11 protein-coding genes and 1 tRNA gene are annotated in these 13,392 nt (G+C 52.6%); 6 read left to right on the top strand and 6 right to left on the bottom strand.

Annotation, left to right across the window (positions count from 1 at the left end; translation table 11 throughout):
• Positions 1–11: 11 nt before the first annotated feature.
• Positions 12–88: transfer RNA gene (locus ACN0YD_RS00425), tRNA-Pro, on the top strand.
• Positions 89–204: 116 nt separating this feature from the next.
• On the top strand, positions 205–1,299 hold the full coding sequence (locus ACN0YD_RS00420; protein ID WP_417316662.1) for a sensor histidine kinase: 1,095 nt from the start codon (positions 205–207) through the stop codon (positions 1,297–1,299).
• Between the two features lie 3 nt (positions 1,300–1,302).
• Here ACN0YD_RS00420 and ACN0YD_RS00415 read toward each other — a convergent pair whose 3' ends face one another.
• From ACN0YD_RS00415 to ACN0YD_RS00400, 4 genes are all read right to left on the bottom strand, one after another.
• A complete protein-coding gene (locus ACN0YD_RS00415; protein WP_417316661.1) occupies positions 1,303–2,997 on the bottom strand; it encodes an ATP-binding protein in 1,695 nt (564 codons plus the stop codon).
• Between the two features lie 172 nt (positions 2,998–3,169).
• A complete protein-coding gene (gene msrA, locus ACN0YD_RS00410) occupies positions 3,170–3,646 on the bottom strand; it encodes a peptide-methionine (S)-S-oxide reductase MsrA (RefSeq protein WP_417316660.1) in 477 nt (158 codons plus the stop codon).
• Positions 3,647–3,917: 271 nt separating this feature from the next.
• Positions 3,918–4,967 carry an aldo/keto reductase gene (locus tag ACN0YD_RS00405; protein ID WP_417316659.1) on the bottom strand — a complete coding sequence of 350 codons (1,050 nt, stop codon included), beginning with the start codon at positions 4,965–4,967 and terminating at the stop codon, positions 3,918–3,920.
• Between the two features lie 128 nt (positions 4,968–5,095).
• Entirely contained in the window at positions 5,096–5,347 is a 252-nt protein-coding gene (locus tag ACN0YD_RS00400) for a GlsB/YeaQ/YmgE family stress response membrane protein (protein ID WP_417316658.1), read from the bottom strand.
• A 108-nt stretch (positions 5,348–5,455) separates the two neighbouring features.
• On the opposite strand from ACN0YD_RS00400, the gene ACN0YD_RS00395 reads away from it, so the two are divergent.
• Entirely contained in the window at positions 5,456–6,319 is an 864-nt protein-coding gene (locus ACN0YD_RS00395) for a DUF1853 family protein (RefSeq protein ID WP_417316657.1), read from the top strand.
• On the opposite strand, the gene ACN0YD_RS00390 is transcribed toward ACN0YD_RS00395, so the two are convergent.
• Positions 6,316–7,356, bottom strand: a complete 1,041-nt coding sequence (locus ACN0YD_RS00390; protein ID WP_417316656.1) for a TIGR00341 family protein — start codon at positions 7,354–7,356, stop codon at positions 6,316–6,318. The genes ACN0YD_RS00395 and ACN0YD_RS00390 overlap by 4 nt on opposite strands.
• Before the next feature lie 102 nt (positions 7,357–7,458).
• Between ACN0YD_RS00390 and ACN0YD_RS00385 the strand changes: the two genes are divergently transcribed.
• Positions 7,459–8,847 carry an FAD-binding oxidoreductase gene (locus ACN0YD_RS00385; RefSeq protein WP_417316655.1) on the top strand — a complete coding sequence of 463 codons (1,389 nt, stop codon included), beginning with the start codon at positions 7,459–7,461 and terminating at the stop codon, positions 8,845–8,847.
• A gap of 1 nt (position 8,848) precedes the next feature.
• Positions 8,849–9,247 (top strand): peptide-methionine (R)-S-oxide reductase MsrB, encoded by a 399-nt coding sequence (gene msrB, locus ACN0YD_RS00380; protein WP_417316654.1) that lies wholly within the window; start codon positions 8,849–8,851, stop codon positions 9,245–9,247.
• A gap of 52 nt (positions 9,248–9,299) precedes the next feature.
• On the opposite strand, the gene ACN0YD_RS00375 is transcribed toward msrB, so the two are convergent.
• The gene (locus ACN0YD_RS00375) at positions 9,300–10,124 is read right to left on the bottom strand and encodes a PEP-CTERM sorting domain-containing protein (protein ID WP_417316653.1); all 825 of its coding nucleotides are present in this window, start codon (positions 10,122–10,124) and stop codon (positions 9,300–9,302) included.
• A gap of 399 nt (positions 10,125–10,523) precedes the next feature.
• Here ACN0YD_RS00375 and prsT point away from each other — a divergent pair, with 399 nt between their 5' ends.
• Positions 10,524–13,346, top strand: a complete 2,823-nt coding sequence (gene prsT / locus ACN0YD_RS00370; RefSeq protein WP_417316652.1) for an XrtA/PEP-CTERM system TPR-repeat protein PrsT — start codon at positions 10,524–10,526, stop codon at positions 13,344–13,346.
• Positions 13,347–13,392 lie beyond the last annotated feature (46 nt).

The following is a 13,392-nucleotide window of genomic DNA, read 5'->3' as shown; positions in this document are numbered from 1 at the left end:
GATGCCGCAGTCGGAGAGTAGCTCAGCCTGGTAGAGCACTACGTTCGGGACGTAGGGGCCGGAGGTTCGAATCCTCTCTCTCCGACCATTCCAGCACCTTCAGGAAAATCATCGGATTATTTCCACTTAACATTACATTAGCACTTTATAATTATACCTTAGGCATACGACAGGCCGGTTCGATGTCATATTCGAGGTATATTTTTGCTACAGCAGTTCTGGCACCCCTATCTTGTTCTTCTTCTAACCGTCGCATCAGTTCCGGTTGCCATCCTGCTTCGCCGTTCGCCCCTCGGAGATCTGAGCAAGGGATATCTTTTCTTTATTGCCGGCACCATAATGAATGCGCTGACAGCCCTGGTTCTGTATCTGGAAAAGATTCCGCCCGGACAGCAGCTGTTCATCTTTCTCACCGGCACCCCCTGGCACGCCGACCCTGCGCTCCCCTATTTTCTGTATGCGCCGGGTATCATTGCCATTACCTGCGGGCTCTATGTCTGGCTGCCAGCCGTGAATGAAATCGCACTGGAAATCGAGAGACGGAAAAGCGTGGAAGAGGAACTGCTCAATTTGTATCACCATTCAGAGAAGCTTGCTGTCAAAGCAGAAGAGGCGAACCAGGCCAAGTCGGAATTCCTCTCCACCATGTCCCATGAGCTCAGGACACCGCTCAATGCCGTCATCGGCTATGCCGAATTCATGCTCCTGCACGATATCCCGGTTGATGAGGGCCGTCAGCAGAATTATATCCAGGCCATTCGCACAAGCGGGCTGCACCTGCTGGACCTGATCAACGATATTCTTGACCTGGCCAAGGTGGAAGCCGGCAAAATCGAGCTATCCGTTGGCGACTTCCATGTGAGTTGCATGATGGAGGAATGCCATGATTTCGTCAGGAGCATAGCCGAAAAAGAAGATATTGAACTGGATATTGGCAGCGAGAATATCGAGTTTCGCACTGATATGAGAATTCTCAGGCAGATTATCATCAATCTGCTGAACAACGCCATCAAATATAATCTGCCCGGGGGGCGGGTCGGCGCCAGGGCGGAAATACTCGATGATATGCTGGAAATTACCGTCAAGGACAACGGCCTGGGCATGACACCGGATGAACTGAAAAAGGTAATGGAACCCTTCATGCAGGTCGACAACAGCTATAGCCGGACCAAAGAGGGAACTGGTCTGGGACTTACCCTGGTCAGCAGATTCACCTGTCTTCTGGAAGGCACCATTGAACTGAGATCGGAAAAACACATCGGCACCACGGCCATCGTGCGTATTCCCCGACTCGATTAATATTTATTCCGCATCCGACACAACCCTGTCCTGGGGGAATATCATACGTACGCTGGTTCCCTGACCGGGTGTGCTGTCAATCGACATAACCCCGCCCTGAAGCTCGACAAACGCCCGTACCAACGGCAGGCCGAGACCGGTACCCTGATGATGTCGGGTCAGGTAGGATTCCACCTGTCCGAATGGCTCAAGCGCCCGGGCAATGTCATGTTCGGACATACCGATCCCGGTGTCCGCCACTGTCAGCATTACCCCGTCGTCGTCCTGGAACGTTCCAATAATATCAATACGGCCCTTTTCGGGTGTGAACTTGATGGAATTTGTCAGCAGATTGATCAGAATCTGCTTCATCAGGCGATCATCCGCTCTGAGGCCCGGAAACCCTTCCTGGAATTGGCTCGAAATCTGAATTTTCTTGGCTTCCGTATTTTCCGCCAAAAGCCGAATACAACGTTCAGCAACTTCCTCCACCCAGACAACTTCTTCATGAATCGCAAACTTTCCGGCCTCCACCTTCGAAAGGTCGAGAATATCATTGATGATTTCCAGCAAATGGCTTCCGCTTTCATTGATGTCCCGGGCGTATTCCTCAAACTTTTCCCGACTGATCTCGAGCTTGCTGCTCTGTTTGAGAATATCTGAAAATCCGATAATGGCATTGAGCGGCGTCCGGAGTTCATGGGACATATTAGCCAGAAACTCCGACTTGGCGCGGCTGGCCTGCTCTGCCTGCAGCAAAGCCTTTCTCAAATTTTCCTGGATTTCAAACCTGTTTTCAATCTGCCGGATTCTGGTTATGGTGAAAACCACAACAATAATGATCAGAAACAGTCCCCCGACCCAAACAATCCAGTATCCGGGCCGGGTCGAAATCACCGGCTCGGGTACCTTCGCCGCGAGTTCCCATACCCCCCCCGGCACGTTCATCTCATACCTGAGGTCCGTGCGGTTGAAAATTTTTTCATCGCCATATACCGTGAAAAAGCCGCTGCCTGTCCCGTCCGGCGCCCTGACCGCATAGTCGAAATCCGGAAATTTATGACCGGATGACAGGTCCGTTGATCCGGCAAAGAGCTTTCCCACGTCAATCAACAGGGAAACAACGCCTTTGAAATCCGACCCGTCCCCCAATTGACCGTCGCTGCTTTGCGCACTGTATACGGGACCTCTGACAAACAGAACAATATTACCCTGATAGGACATTCTCGGGCCGTCCAGCACAATACTGCCCGTATCCCGGGCCTTTATGACCGAAGCCAGCTGACCCGGCAGATCGTTATAACTCAATCCTATAACCGTCTGGTTGTCCTGCTGCGGATAAACATATTTGATTTCAAGCCCCTTCGAAATACCGATACTTCTGATATGAGACTTCTGTCTGAAAATCTGACGGGTAAACCGGTCAAGCGCCGTGCTTTCAAAATCGGGATAAACGGAAACAAACGAGACCAGACTACCCAGCATATAGAGGTCTCGGTTCAGTTGATGTTCAAGGAAGAATGCCTTGTCGGCCAGTTGTCCGCTGATTTCCTGACGCAGTTCCTTTCGCGCATTCTGTTCCTGCATATAACTGGTTAACAGGAGAAAGGCGAGGATAAACAGGATGACAAAGAGGCCAAACAGCACCTGAAACAGAATCTGTTTACTCCGGTCACGCTGCTCGGCTGACTTTGCTGTACTGCCTGTCTGGAACCCCATATTTCAACACCAACTTTCAAAACCGGCCGATTCCAGCCGGGATCATCAACAAAGAGGTGCGGATAAATTTAGAGGTCTCTAACAAAAACTCAACCGACTAATGCAATTAAATTCTGTTTCGGCCCCCGGCCGCCCCCATTACCCGCAGAAATCACAGCTGCGGCAGATCCACTCAGTGGCAGGATATGTCTATTCCCCGCTTTTGCAGATATTTCTGGTGATATTCCTCCGCCGGCCAGAATGTGGCCGCAGGGACAATTTCAGTAACCACAGGATTCGCCCAGCGACCGGACGAATCGACTTCCTTCAGGGCGCTCTCAGCAAGGATTTTCTGGGTCTCGTCATGATAGAAGATGGCCGAACGGTATTGTGATCCCACATCAGGGCCCTGGCGATGACGGGTGGTAGGGTCATGCATGCCCCAGAACTTTTCCACCAGGTCCTGGAAACTGATCTGCGCCGGATCGAACTCAAGTTCCACCGCCTCTGCATGGCCTGTCGTATCCTCACAGACCTTTTCATAGGTGGGATGATCCAGATGCCCGCCGGTATATCCGACCCGGGTGGTAATCACCCCGGGAAGCTTGCCAAATTCAAGCTCTACGCCCCAGAAACATCCGGCAGCAAATGTCGCGACTTCTCTAGTCATCAGGTTTTCTCCAGATCTTATAGAACAATATTGTCACGTTATCGTTCCATATCAAGGATTTATTCCGTTTTATATATAGATTAAACATTATGAGACGCGCCCGGTTCAATGCCGGCATTACACGAATCAACATGCCATATGAGAATTCTGTACCACAGGAAGAAGAAGGGGCAGCTGCCATGAAACTCTTCCCATAAATTACAATATCATAGTCAAAAAGGGGGCCATATATGGCCCCCTTTCTTTATTGTTTCGGAGTCGCAACAACGCGTCAAGGCGCGGGATCGGGATATTTTTCGTAAATCCGGGTCACGCCCTGCTCCAGTTCTTCTGTCCAGCTGGTCTCGAATGCCGCGATATTCTGTTTGAGTTGCGCCATCGTCGTGGCGCCGATGATACTTGCGGTAACGAAAGAGCGGGTATCGACAAATTTCAGAGCGAGCTGAACAAGGCTGAGCCCCTGCTCTTCGGCAAATGTCTTGTAGGCTGCCACCGCATCATCCACAGCGTCTTTCTGATAGCGATCGGTGAAGCCGGTAAACAGCTGGCGGCGGCTTCCGTCCGGCAGCGCACCCCCCAGATATTTGCCACTCAATGTTCCCCCCGCCATTGGTGAATAGGGCAGGCAGGAAACATTCTCCCGGATACTGACCTCCGCCAGGCCCTGTTCATACAGCCTGTTGAGCAGGTTATAGGCATTCTGCACCGAATTGACTCGGGGCAAATTTTTGGTTTCTGCATAATGCAGGGCCTTCATGGTCCCCCAAGGGGTTTCATTGGACAGTCCCACATGGCGGATTTTGCCTTCTTTGACCAGGTCGTCAAGCACCGCGAGCGTCTCATCCAGCGAAATCTCATCCTCTGAATCAATATGCTTATATCCCCTGGAATCGGCGAAAAGATTGAGAGGCCGGTCCGGCCAGTGCAGCTGATACAGATCTATATAATCTGTGCCCAGGCGCTTCAGACTTTGTTCCACCGCATAGGTGATCTGCTCCCTGTTCAGGCGGGTAGTCTCGGTAAAAGGACGAAACCAGGATCCATCCGAACGGCCCATGACCTTGGTGGCCAGAACCACTTTGTCACGCCCGCCGCGGTCGCGCAGCCAGCTGCCGATAAATTCCTCGGTCCGGCCCTGGGTTTCCTCTTTCCGCGGCACGGGATAAAGCTCCGCCGTATCGATGAAGTTCACCCCCTGGCCAAAGGCATAATCCAGCTGTTCCCAGGCTTCCGATTCCGTATTTTGCTGCCCCCAGGTCATGGTGCCGAGACAAACACGGGACACTTTGATATCTGTTGTACCAAGCTGGCTGTATTGCATTTTCCTGCCTTCCATTTTTGTATGTAATACTAACTTATTTGTGACAGATAATTATGACAAGGTCAAAAAAAGACGGGAAAAAGACTGAGCTTTTTCCCGCATTTTTCATCCAGGCTGGATTTTCAGTGTCAGGCCTGGCCCTTTTTGAAAAGGCCGACGATAAACAGAAGCACAACGGCGCCGATTACAGCGGTAACCAGTTCCCCGATCAGGTTATTGTTCATCGATATGCCCAGCTGTCCGAACAACCAACCACCTATAACAGCACCGATAATTCCGACAACGAGATTGCCGATCAGGCCGAATCCTCCGCCTTTCATAATTTTTCCGGCAAGAAACCCTGCAAGGGCGCCGATGATCAGCATCCATAAAATAGACATTTGAAATCTCCTCTGTTGTTTTATTATTACCTTTTCCGGGGATTTTACCCGGGCAATTTTCATCGAATGGATAGCCTAGCAGACAATTTGTGATAACCATATATTCTCATGAAAAAATATCTCTATGATCTCAAGTGGCTCCTGAAAAGCCCGCCCCTGATTGATAGCCCCATGCCAGACTGGCTGCCCGCCCTTGCAGACAGGCTGCTTGCTGATGGAATCTCTGACCAGCCGAAAGACCTGGCCCGGACATGGGCGCTGGGCCCCTATTTCGAGAATATTTTCGCCACGTTCCTGCAGCAGGACAGAAACATCACAGGCCTGCACAGGAATATCCAGGTCCGGGAGCAGGGACTGACAAAAGGCGAGTTTGATTTCCTGTTCCAGAGGAACGGCCAGTCTTTCCATGTTGAAACCACGGTTAAACTTTATCTGGGTACCGGCAACTGCCAGCAGGCCGGGGAATGGATTGGTCCCGGCGGTCGTGACCGGCTGGACCTGAAACTGGCCAAGATACTGGAGCGACAATTGCTTCTGGCCCACACCGATGCGGGTCGGGAAACTATTGAAAGACTTGGATATGATATGCCCCAGGCATTTGTCTTCAGCAGGGGATATCTTTTTCATCCCCTTCAAAACTGGAAAAGTGGCAACTTTATTGTACCGGACCGGGTCAATCCCCATCACCGGAAGGGCTGGTGGGTGCACAGGAAAAACATGAAAGAGCAACTGGACCGGGCGTCTTTCTGGACAATCCTGACAAAACCTTTCTGGCTGGATTTCCGGACCGGCCTTGAGGAAGAAAATATCCATGAACCGCAGGAGATGTATGCCCGGCTTTCAGGTAAGGACAGGCGCAAAGACAAACCGGTCCTTCTGGCAGCCCTGGAACAAGATCAGGGCCAGTGGCGGGAACTTCACCGGGGGTTTATCGTGCCCGACAACTGGCCCCGGACTGACAACAACCTCTAGAAGACCATGTTGGCACGTTCAAGAATAACGTAACCCAGAACAATCAGGCTTATGACCCAGAATGCGATATAAAAGATCATGGCCCTTCTGGCCTTTTGCTTTTCGTACCATTCCCGGGGCCCGACTCCCTTGAAAAAGAAGACAAGCTTTGCAGCCAGATTGACGCAGACAATGTTGACCGCCAGCAAAAGCGCCGCCCCCTGGGCCGCATCCATCTTGCCGGCCCCGATCATGATTCCCATTGTCGCCCCCGGCGGCAGCAGGGCAACCGCCACCATGACCCCGACCAGAACACTGGAAATACCGCTGGCCAGGGACAACACAGCTGCCGCCCCGGAAACCAGCGCCAGGGCAATACTGTCAAAGCCCACATGTGTGCGGCTGACAAGTTCCTGGCTGTTCAGATCGCCGATCCAGAAATATCCAAGACAGATGCTGAGCCCGAGGGCAATGGCAAAGCCGGTCACCAGCGTCCGGATTGATCGGCCCATCAGATCAAGGTCACCCAGCGCCGTGGAAAGGGCCAGCGCAAGGTTGGGCCCGAGCAGGGGGGCGATAACCATGGCGCCGATTACCACAGCCACGTTATTTTCTATCAGGCCGATACCGGCAACGATGGTCGAGAAAATCACAAGCAGGAGGAAGCTGTTGCTGATTTCCGCGCCACGGGATATTTCCGCATAAAGTTCGTCACGGCTCACACCGGCAAATGGTCTTGGCGTTTTCTGGCCTTTGCCACTTTCCTTTTCCCTTTGGGTCTTTTCTTCGGAAGGCAGTTCGACAGGTCCCGTATCCCGGGGCTGCGGCAATATGGCCTCGACCGGCATAATGACAATCCTGGCGATATGGCTCTTTGTAAAAATATCCTGCAGGCGGTCGGTGACATATTGCACATTCTGGGTTTTGACCAGAAAGGCCCAGGTCAGGCCCTCTTTGCCCACGGGCCAGTTGTCCACCACTTTTTTGATTTTACGGGTTTTGGCGGACATATCACCAGCGCCATGGGTGACATGTATTTGCACGACCCGATAGGACATCTTGTTCTCCCTTGCACCTTATGTCTGGAACACATCAATATTTGTTTTTTGACAGCAATCATGTGAGACTAGACGGGAAGCGACAAGGGAGCAAGCCGGAACATGAGCAGGCACGGAAATATCAAAAGGATACTGCCGGCCCTGGCTGAAAAGCTGGGCGACAGGCTCTCTGTCTCGGAGGCGGTACGGCAACATCATGGTACCAGCCTGACCTATCTGGCGCCTGCACTGCCTGAAGCCGTCGCCTTTGCCCATTCCACGGAAGAAGTCAGCCATATTATCCGGTTATGCAACGAAGCAGACGTTCCGGTCATGGCCTTTGGCACAGGCACTTCGCTGGAGGGCCATTTCCTGGCCACGGAAGGCGGGCTGTGTATCGACCTTAGCGGCATGGACAAAATTGTCAGCATCCATGCGGAGGATCTCGACGCCACCGTCGAGGCCGGCGTCACCCGGGAAGATCTGAATCATGCGCTCAGGGATATGGGTCTTTTTTTTCCCATTGACCCGGGGGCCAATGCCTCGCTGGGTGGCATGACTGCGACCCGGGCTTCCGGCACCAATGCGGTGCGTTACGGCACCATGCGGGACAATGTCCTGTCCCTGACCGCCGTGATGGCTGATGGCGAGATAATTCGAACCAAAGGACGGGCCAAAAAGTCGGCGGCCGGATATGACCTTAACGCTCTGCTGACCGGTTCCGAAGGAACCCTGGGCATCATCATGGAAATCACCCTGAAACTATACGGCATTCCCGAGGCCATGTCCGCCGCGGTTTGTCATTTTGAAGACCTGGAAAGCGCCGTCAAAACCGTGGTGGAAACGATCCAGACAGGCATCCCGGTCGCCCGCATCGAACTGGCCGATGCCCTGCAGATGAGCCTGATCAACAAATATTCAGAACTGGATTATGCGGCAAAACCAACCCTGTTTCTGGAATTCCACGGCAGCGAACAATCCGTGCGCGAACAGGCGGAAATAGTCGGCGAAATTGCCGCCGGTCAGGGCAGCGGTGATTTCCGGTGGGCAAGCCGTACTGAAGATCGAAACAAACTTTGGAAGGCCCGGCATGATGCCTTTTATGCCGTGCAGGCCAACCATCCGGGAAAGGACTTCTGGGCCACAGATGTCTGCGTCCCCATCTCTCGCCTGACCGACTGTATTATGCAAACCTATGACGATATCGAAAAGACAGGTCTGGTCGCCCCGCTGGTCGGCCATGTGGGAGACGGCAATTTTCATCTGACCCTGGTCTTTGACAAGAAAGACCCGGCACAAGTCAACCGGATTGAGGCTTTTAACGGCCGACTGGTGGAGCGGGCGCTAAAACTTGAAGGCACCAGTACCGGCGAACATGGTATCGGTATCGGCAAAAAGAAATTCATGACCCTGGAACATGGTCCGGCGCTCCACTATATGCAGGCCATCAAGAAAGCCCTGGACCCGAAGAATATTCTCAACCCCGGCAAGATTTTTGACCTTGAGGACTAAAATGAACGACAAGATAGAGAAAGACGAAGCCGCCTGGCGGGACAAGCTGGACGATCTTCAGTTTGAAGTGACCCGCAAGGGCGCCACGGAACGGGCCTTCATGAATAAATACTGGGACCACAAGGAGACCGGCGACTATCACTGCATTTGTTGCGGCACGCCCCTGTTCAGTTCAGAGACCAAGTTTGATTCCGGCAGCGGCTGGCCCAGCTATTATGAGCCGATTGAGGACGGTAATATTTCGATCCGCCGGGACCTGAGTCACGGTATGGTCCGTGACGAGGTCCTGTGCGCCCGCTGTGACGCACATCTGGGACATGTCTTCCCGGACGGGCCGGCGCCAACCGGCCTGCGCTATTGCATTAACTCGGCCTCCCTGGATTTCAAAAAGACAAAATAAAACGGCTCCCGGAAAGGGAGCCGTTCAATGCAATCACAAACTTTGCCTAGACTTAGGCGCGTGCCTTACGGCGACGGTAAGCTACACCACCCAGACCGGCCAGCAGCAGGCTGAGGGCAGCAGGTTCGGAAACCTGCGGAGGCGTATCAAAATCAACAACCCCTTCAATCACATCCTTTGCCAGGCTTGACGTCCAGTGGAACGCAATCTGGTTGGCTGTCGCCAGTGCTGTGTTACCAACGTCGAAAATAAATTCGAGATAGTTTGAACCCTCACCGGCAAATCCAGTTCTATTCATATTTACAATGTTGGTCGAACCGGAAACATCTGTGCTTTCGCCGTCATCAACTTTGTAAATATGGTTACGGTAGGACGCCATGTCGAAACTACCGGAATCTGAAGGATCATCAATCTCACGCAGACGGGCAGAGGTGCTGCTGGAACCGTATGAGTAGCGTGCGCCGTTCAGATCATAGGCAAATTCCCATGTGGTGTCGTTGCCCGGATCGTTGAAATCATCACTTGAATATGCAGGCCCGCTACCATAAGGCTGCCATGCTGCTGTATCGCTGCCGCTCTTGACGCTCATGAACAGGTCGCCAAAATAGACATTGCCACCCGGATGTGAGCTGCCGACACTGTTGACCGTATTGGTATAAATGCGCACGGTCATGATGTCGTTCGCATCACGGTCAACGGTCATGCCGTAAATGCCAAGTGAATTCTGCTGACCATAAAGAACGTCAACACCGTACTGGCCACCAGTAGTATTACTACCGACATATGTATCAGCGATATCATAGTCGACAGCCTGGGCTGTGGAATAGGCCGCAAGGGTAAGTCCCGCCGCAATTCCCATAGTTTTTAAAATATTCATTACCCACCTCATGTGTGTAAAAACTAATAATTTCTCTAATAGTCTGCCGTGGTCCTAGTATCGGACTTCAGCATGTAATACAATCAACTGAGTATTAAAGCAATTCTCATGCCAAAAAAACAAATTGTTTTAAATCAATAACTTACGACAATCATCTATCAGACTGATTCAGGATTCTGTAAAGATTCCCGACAAATGCCCTGCATCTGTCCCATTTCAGGACATATGCTGTATCCATTGTCCGTCGATTACTTTATATCTGCTCCAGGGATTAATTGCCACCACTTAGAGCTTTTGTAACCATTGTCATTATATTGTCTTTTATATTATTTCTAAATATATGATGTTCGTGACTAAATTATTAAAACAACAGACATGAAAAGGGGACGGGGACCGGGAATGGCTTTTGACTTCAACAGATTCAGAATAGCTTTACTTGCGGTGTTTGTTCTGCTGGTTTCAACGGCGGGAAACATTCCTGTCGCCAATGCCGCGGGTTCGAAAGCCAGTTCGGCCTATGAAAAAGCCTTGATCAGTTTTCACGCCGAAAAATACCCGGAAACCTTCATCCATTTGAAAAATGCCCTGAAGGCCGACCCTCAACATGTCCCGTCACGTATCTTGCTGGCGGAAACCCTGATTGCCGGAGGTGACGGCGCCGGCGCAGAAGTGGAACTGGAATTTGCCCGCGGACACGGGGCCGACCTGGACCGGCTGATGGTCCTGTTCGGCCGGGCCTATGTCCTGCAGAGCAAGTTTGACCGCCTTTTGGAAACCGTGAGAAGCGGAAACCGGGACCGGATCGTTGAAACAGAAATTGCCTTCCTGCGCGGCGAGGCCTATTTCGGCCAGCGTAAACTGGCCAACGCAGACCGAAGTTATGCCCGGGCGCTGGAGCTTTCCCCTGATTATCATATTGCCAAACTGGGCCGGGCCAAAGTGGCGTCCGCTCGCAAACAGTTCGGCAAGGCCATGGAATTTATCGACAGTGCGCTTGAAAGCCTCACGCCGGATCCCAACGCCTGGATCATGAAATCCAAGATTTACAAAATCCGCGGTTATAATAATGAAGCCCTCGACGCCATAAACGAGGCCCTTGCCCTGGACGAAACCCATCTGGCCGCCCGCCTGACCCGGGCCGCACTCTATATTGACCTGCGGGATCTGAAAAAGGCGGAAACCGATGTGGATTATATTCTGGAAATTGTCCCCCTGGAGCCCCGTGCCAAATACCTAAAAGCCGTTATCCGCGCCAGCCAGGGTGATGCCAAGGAATCCCGAACAGCCATGAATGAAGTCATTAACACTCTTCGGGCGGTGCCGGAAGAAGTCATGAAGACAAATCCCAGCTATTATTATCTGGCTGGACTGACCAATTTCCAGTTCGGCAATCTGGATGAGGCCAGGGATTTTCTCCAGGACTATCTGAAAATGGAACGGAATGATGTCGGCGCCATGAGAGTGCTTGGCGCCCTGGAACTGCAGGCCGGGGACCCCATGGCCGCCAGCCTGGTCCTGACCGAAGCCAGCCGCTCGCAAGCCAACAATCCGACGATCCTGACCCTGTTGGGCATTTCCTATCTGGAATTGGGGAATGTCAAAAAAGCAAACCGCTATTTTGAAAATGTGGTGCGGCTGGTTCCGGAGTCCGCCCAGAGCCACACCAATCTGGCCCGCGGGAAAATGGCGGCGGGTTCCATGCAGGAAGCCATCCGGAGCCTGATTCAGGCAGAACAGCACAATCTGGACTCTACAACAGTCAAGCTACTGCTCGCCCAGGCCTATCAGCGGTCCGGTGAATATGAAAAGGCGATCAAGATTGTCACAGGCCTTAAGGAAAAAGCACCGGACAGTTCATTCATCAACGAACTCTATGCCACGGCGGTCGGGTTAGGCGGACAACGGGAAGAAGCCCGCAAATACCTGGAGAAAGCCATCGAACTGGACCCGGACAACCTGAACGCCCATGTCCGGCTTGCGCGCATGGATGTGGTGGATGGAAGCCCGGACAAGGCTGTGGCGCGGATCAAGCAAAAGATGGAGGATCTGCCCGAAGCTTATAACCTGATGGTGGAACTGGGCGACATATACAAAACCACAGGCGACAACGACCAGGCCCTGCTTTGGTACCGGAAGGCCTATAGCCTGGATGGCGACAATGCGGCTACCCTGGCCAAGCTGGTGGCAATGTTTGAACAGACCGGCAACCTGGAAGATGCCATCAAGACAGCGGAGGAATTCACCAACCGTTCCCCTGAAGACAAGACCGTCTACACCATGATTGGCAATCTGCACATGAAGGCCAATAATCCAACCAAAGCGATCAAGGCTTTTGAGCTTGCGGTGGAATATTCCATCAATCGGGGGGCAGCCCTCATGACCCTGGCCAGTGCCGAACTGGCGGTCGGCGACCGTCAGGGGGCGGAATCCTCCTTCAAGAAAGCCATCGCCTGGGACCCGGAACTGAAGGAGGCGTATATTGCGCTTATCCAGCTGGCCATAGAAGACAAGAATCGAGCTGCCGGCATGGAATTGCTCAAGCCCCTGAGGCAACTGACAGAAGACCTGCCTACCGCAGACATCCTGGAAGGGGAGATTCACCTCGCATTTGGTGACATCAAATTAGCTGAAAAAGCCTTTAAAACGGCCCTCAGCAAGGGCGACACTCCTCTCGCCATCCTTGGTCTTTTCGCCACTTACAAGGCAGGCGGACAAATCCCCACGGCGATAACCATGCTGGAAGGATGGACCAATAAATATCCCGAAGACCTGGCCGCCGCCATGACTCTGGGCAATGCCTACAAGCTTGACAACCGATACGACAAGGCGCTGGCGCAGTATGAAAGCCTTCTGGAACGCTTCCCCAACATGCCGGCCCTGATGAATAATGCCGCCAACTTGTATTATGAAATGGGCCATCACGACAAGGCGCGCAGTTATGCCGAAAAAGCCCTGGAGCAGGCCCCGGACAGTGTAAATATCATGGATACCCTGGCCTGGATCCGAACCCGGGACGGTGACCCGGAGGCCGCCCTTCCGCTGCTGAGAAAGGCATTGGTGCGGGACTACAGCAGCCCAGAGATCAAATACCACCTGGCCGTTACCCTGGACAAGCTGGGACGCCGTGAAGAAGCCCGGAAGATCCTTGCCGAGGCGTTACAATCAGAGGCCTCGTTCGAGGGACGTACCGAAGCTCGTAAAGCTTTCGACAGCTGGAAATAAAAAAACACCTTCCGAAAGGGAAGGTGTTTTCCGATTTTAATTTTAC

This window comes from Emcibacter sp., assembly GCF_048269205.1.
Taxonomy (GTDB): Bacteria; Pseudomonadota; Alphaproteobacteria; order Sphingomonadales; family Emcibacteraceae; genus Emcibacter.
This window is presented reverse-complemented; position numbering and strand designations above follow the sequence as displayed.

Bases quoted from the DNA above. Each gene is read 5' to 3' on its own strand.
- ACN0YD_RS00415 (WP_417316661.1), bottom strand. From the start codon at position 2,997: ATGGGGTTCCAGACAGGCAGTACAGCAAAGTCAGCCGAGCAGCGTGAC.
- msrA (WP_417316660.1), bottom strand. From the start codon at position 3,646: ATGACTAGAGAAGTCGCGACATTTGCTGCCGGATGTTTCTGGGGCGTA.
- ACN0YD_RS00405 (WP_417316659.1), bottom strand. From the start codon at position 4,967: ATGCAATACAGCCAGCTTGGTACAACAGATATCAAAGTGTCCCGTGTT.
- ACN0YD_RS00400 (WP_417316658.1), bottom strand. From the start codon at position 5,347: ATGTCTATTTTATGGATGCTGATCATCGGCGCCCTTGCAGGGTTTCTT.
- ACN0YD_RS00395 (WP_417316657.1), top strand. From the start codon at position 5,456: ATGAAAAAATATCTCTATGATCTCAAGTGGCTCCTGAAAAGCCCGCCC.
- ACN0YD_RS00390 (WP_417316656.1), bottom strand. From the start codon at position 7,356: ATGTCCTATCGGGTCGTGCAAATACATGTCACCCATGGCGCTGGTGAT.
- ACN0YD_RS00385 (WP_417316655.1), top strand. From the start codon at position 7,459: ATGAGCAGGCACGGAAATATCAAAAGGATACTGCCGGCCCTGGCTGAA.
- msrB (WP_417316654.1), top strand. From the start codon at position 8,849: ATGAACGACAAGATAGAGAAAGACGAAGCCGCCTGGCGGGACAAGCTG.
- ACN0YD_RS00375 (WP_417316653.1), bottom strand. From the start codon at position 10,124: ATGAATATTTTAAAAACTATGGGAATTGCGGCGGGACTTACCCTTGCG.
- prsT (WP_417316652.1), top strand. From the start codon at position 10,524: ATGGCTTTTGACTTCAACAGATTCAGAATAGCTTTACTTGCGGTGTTT.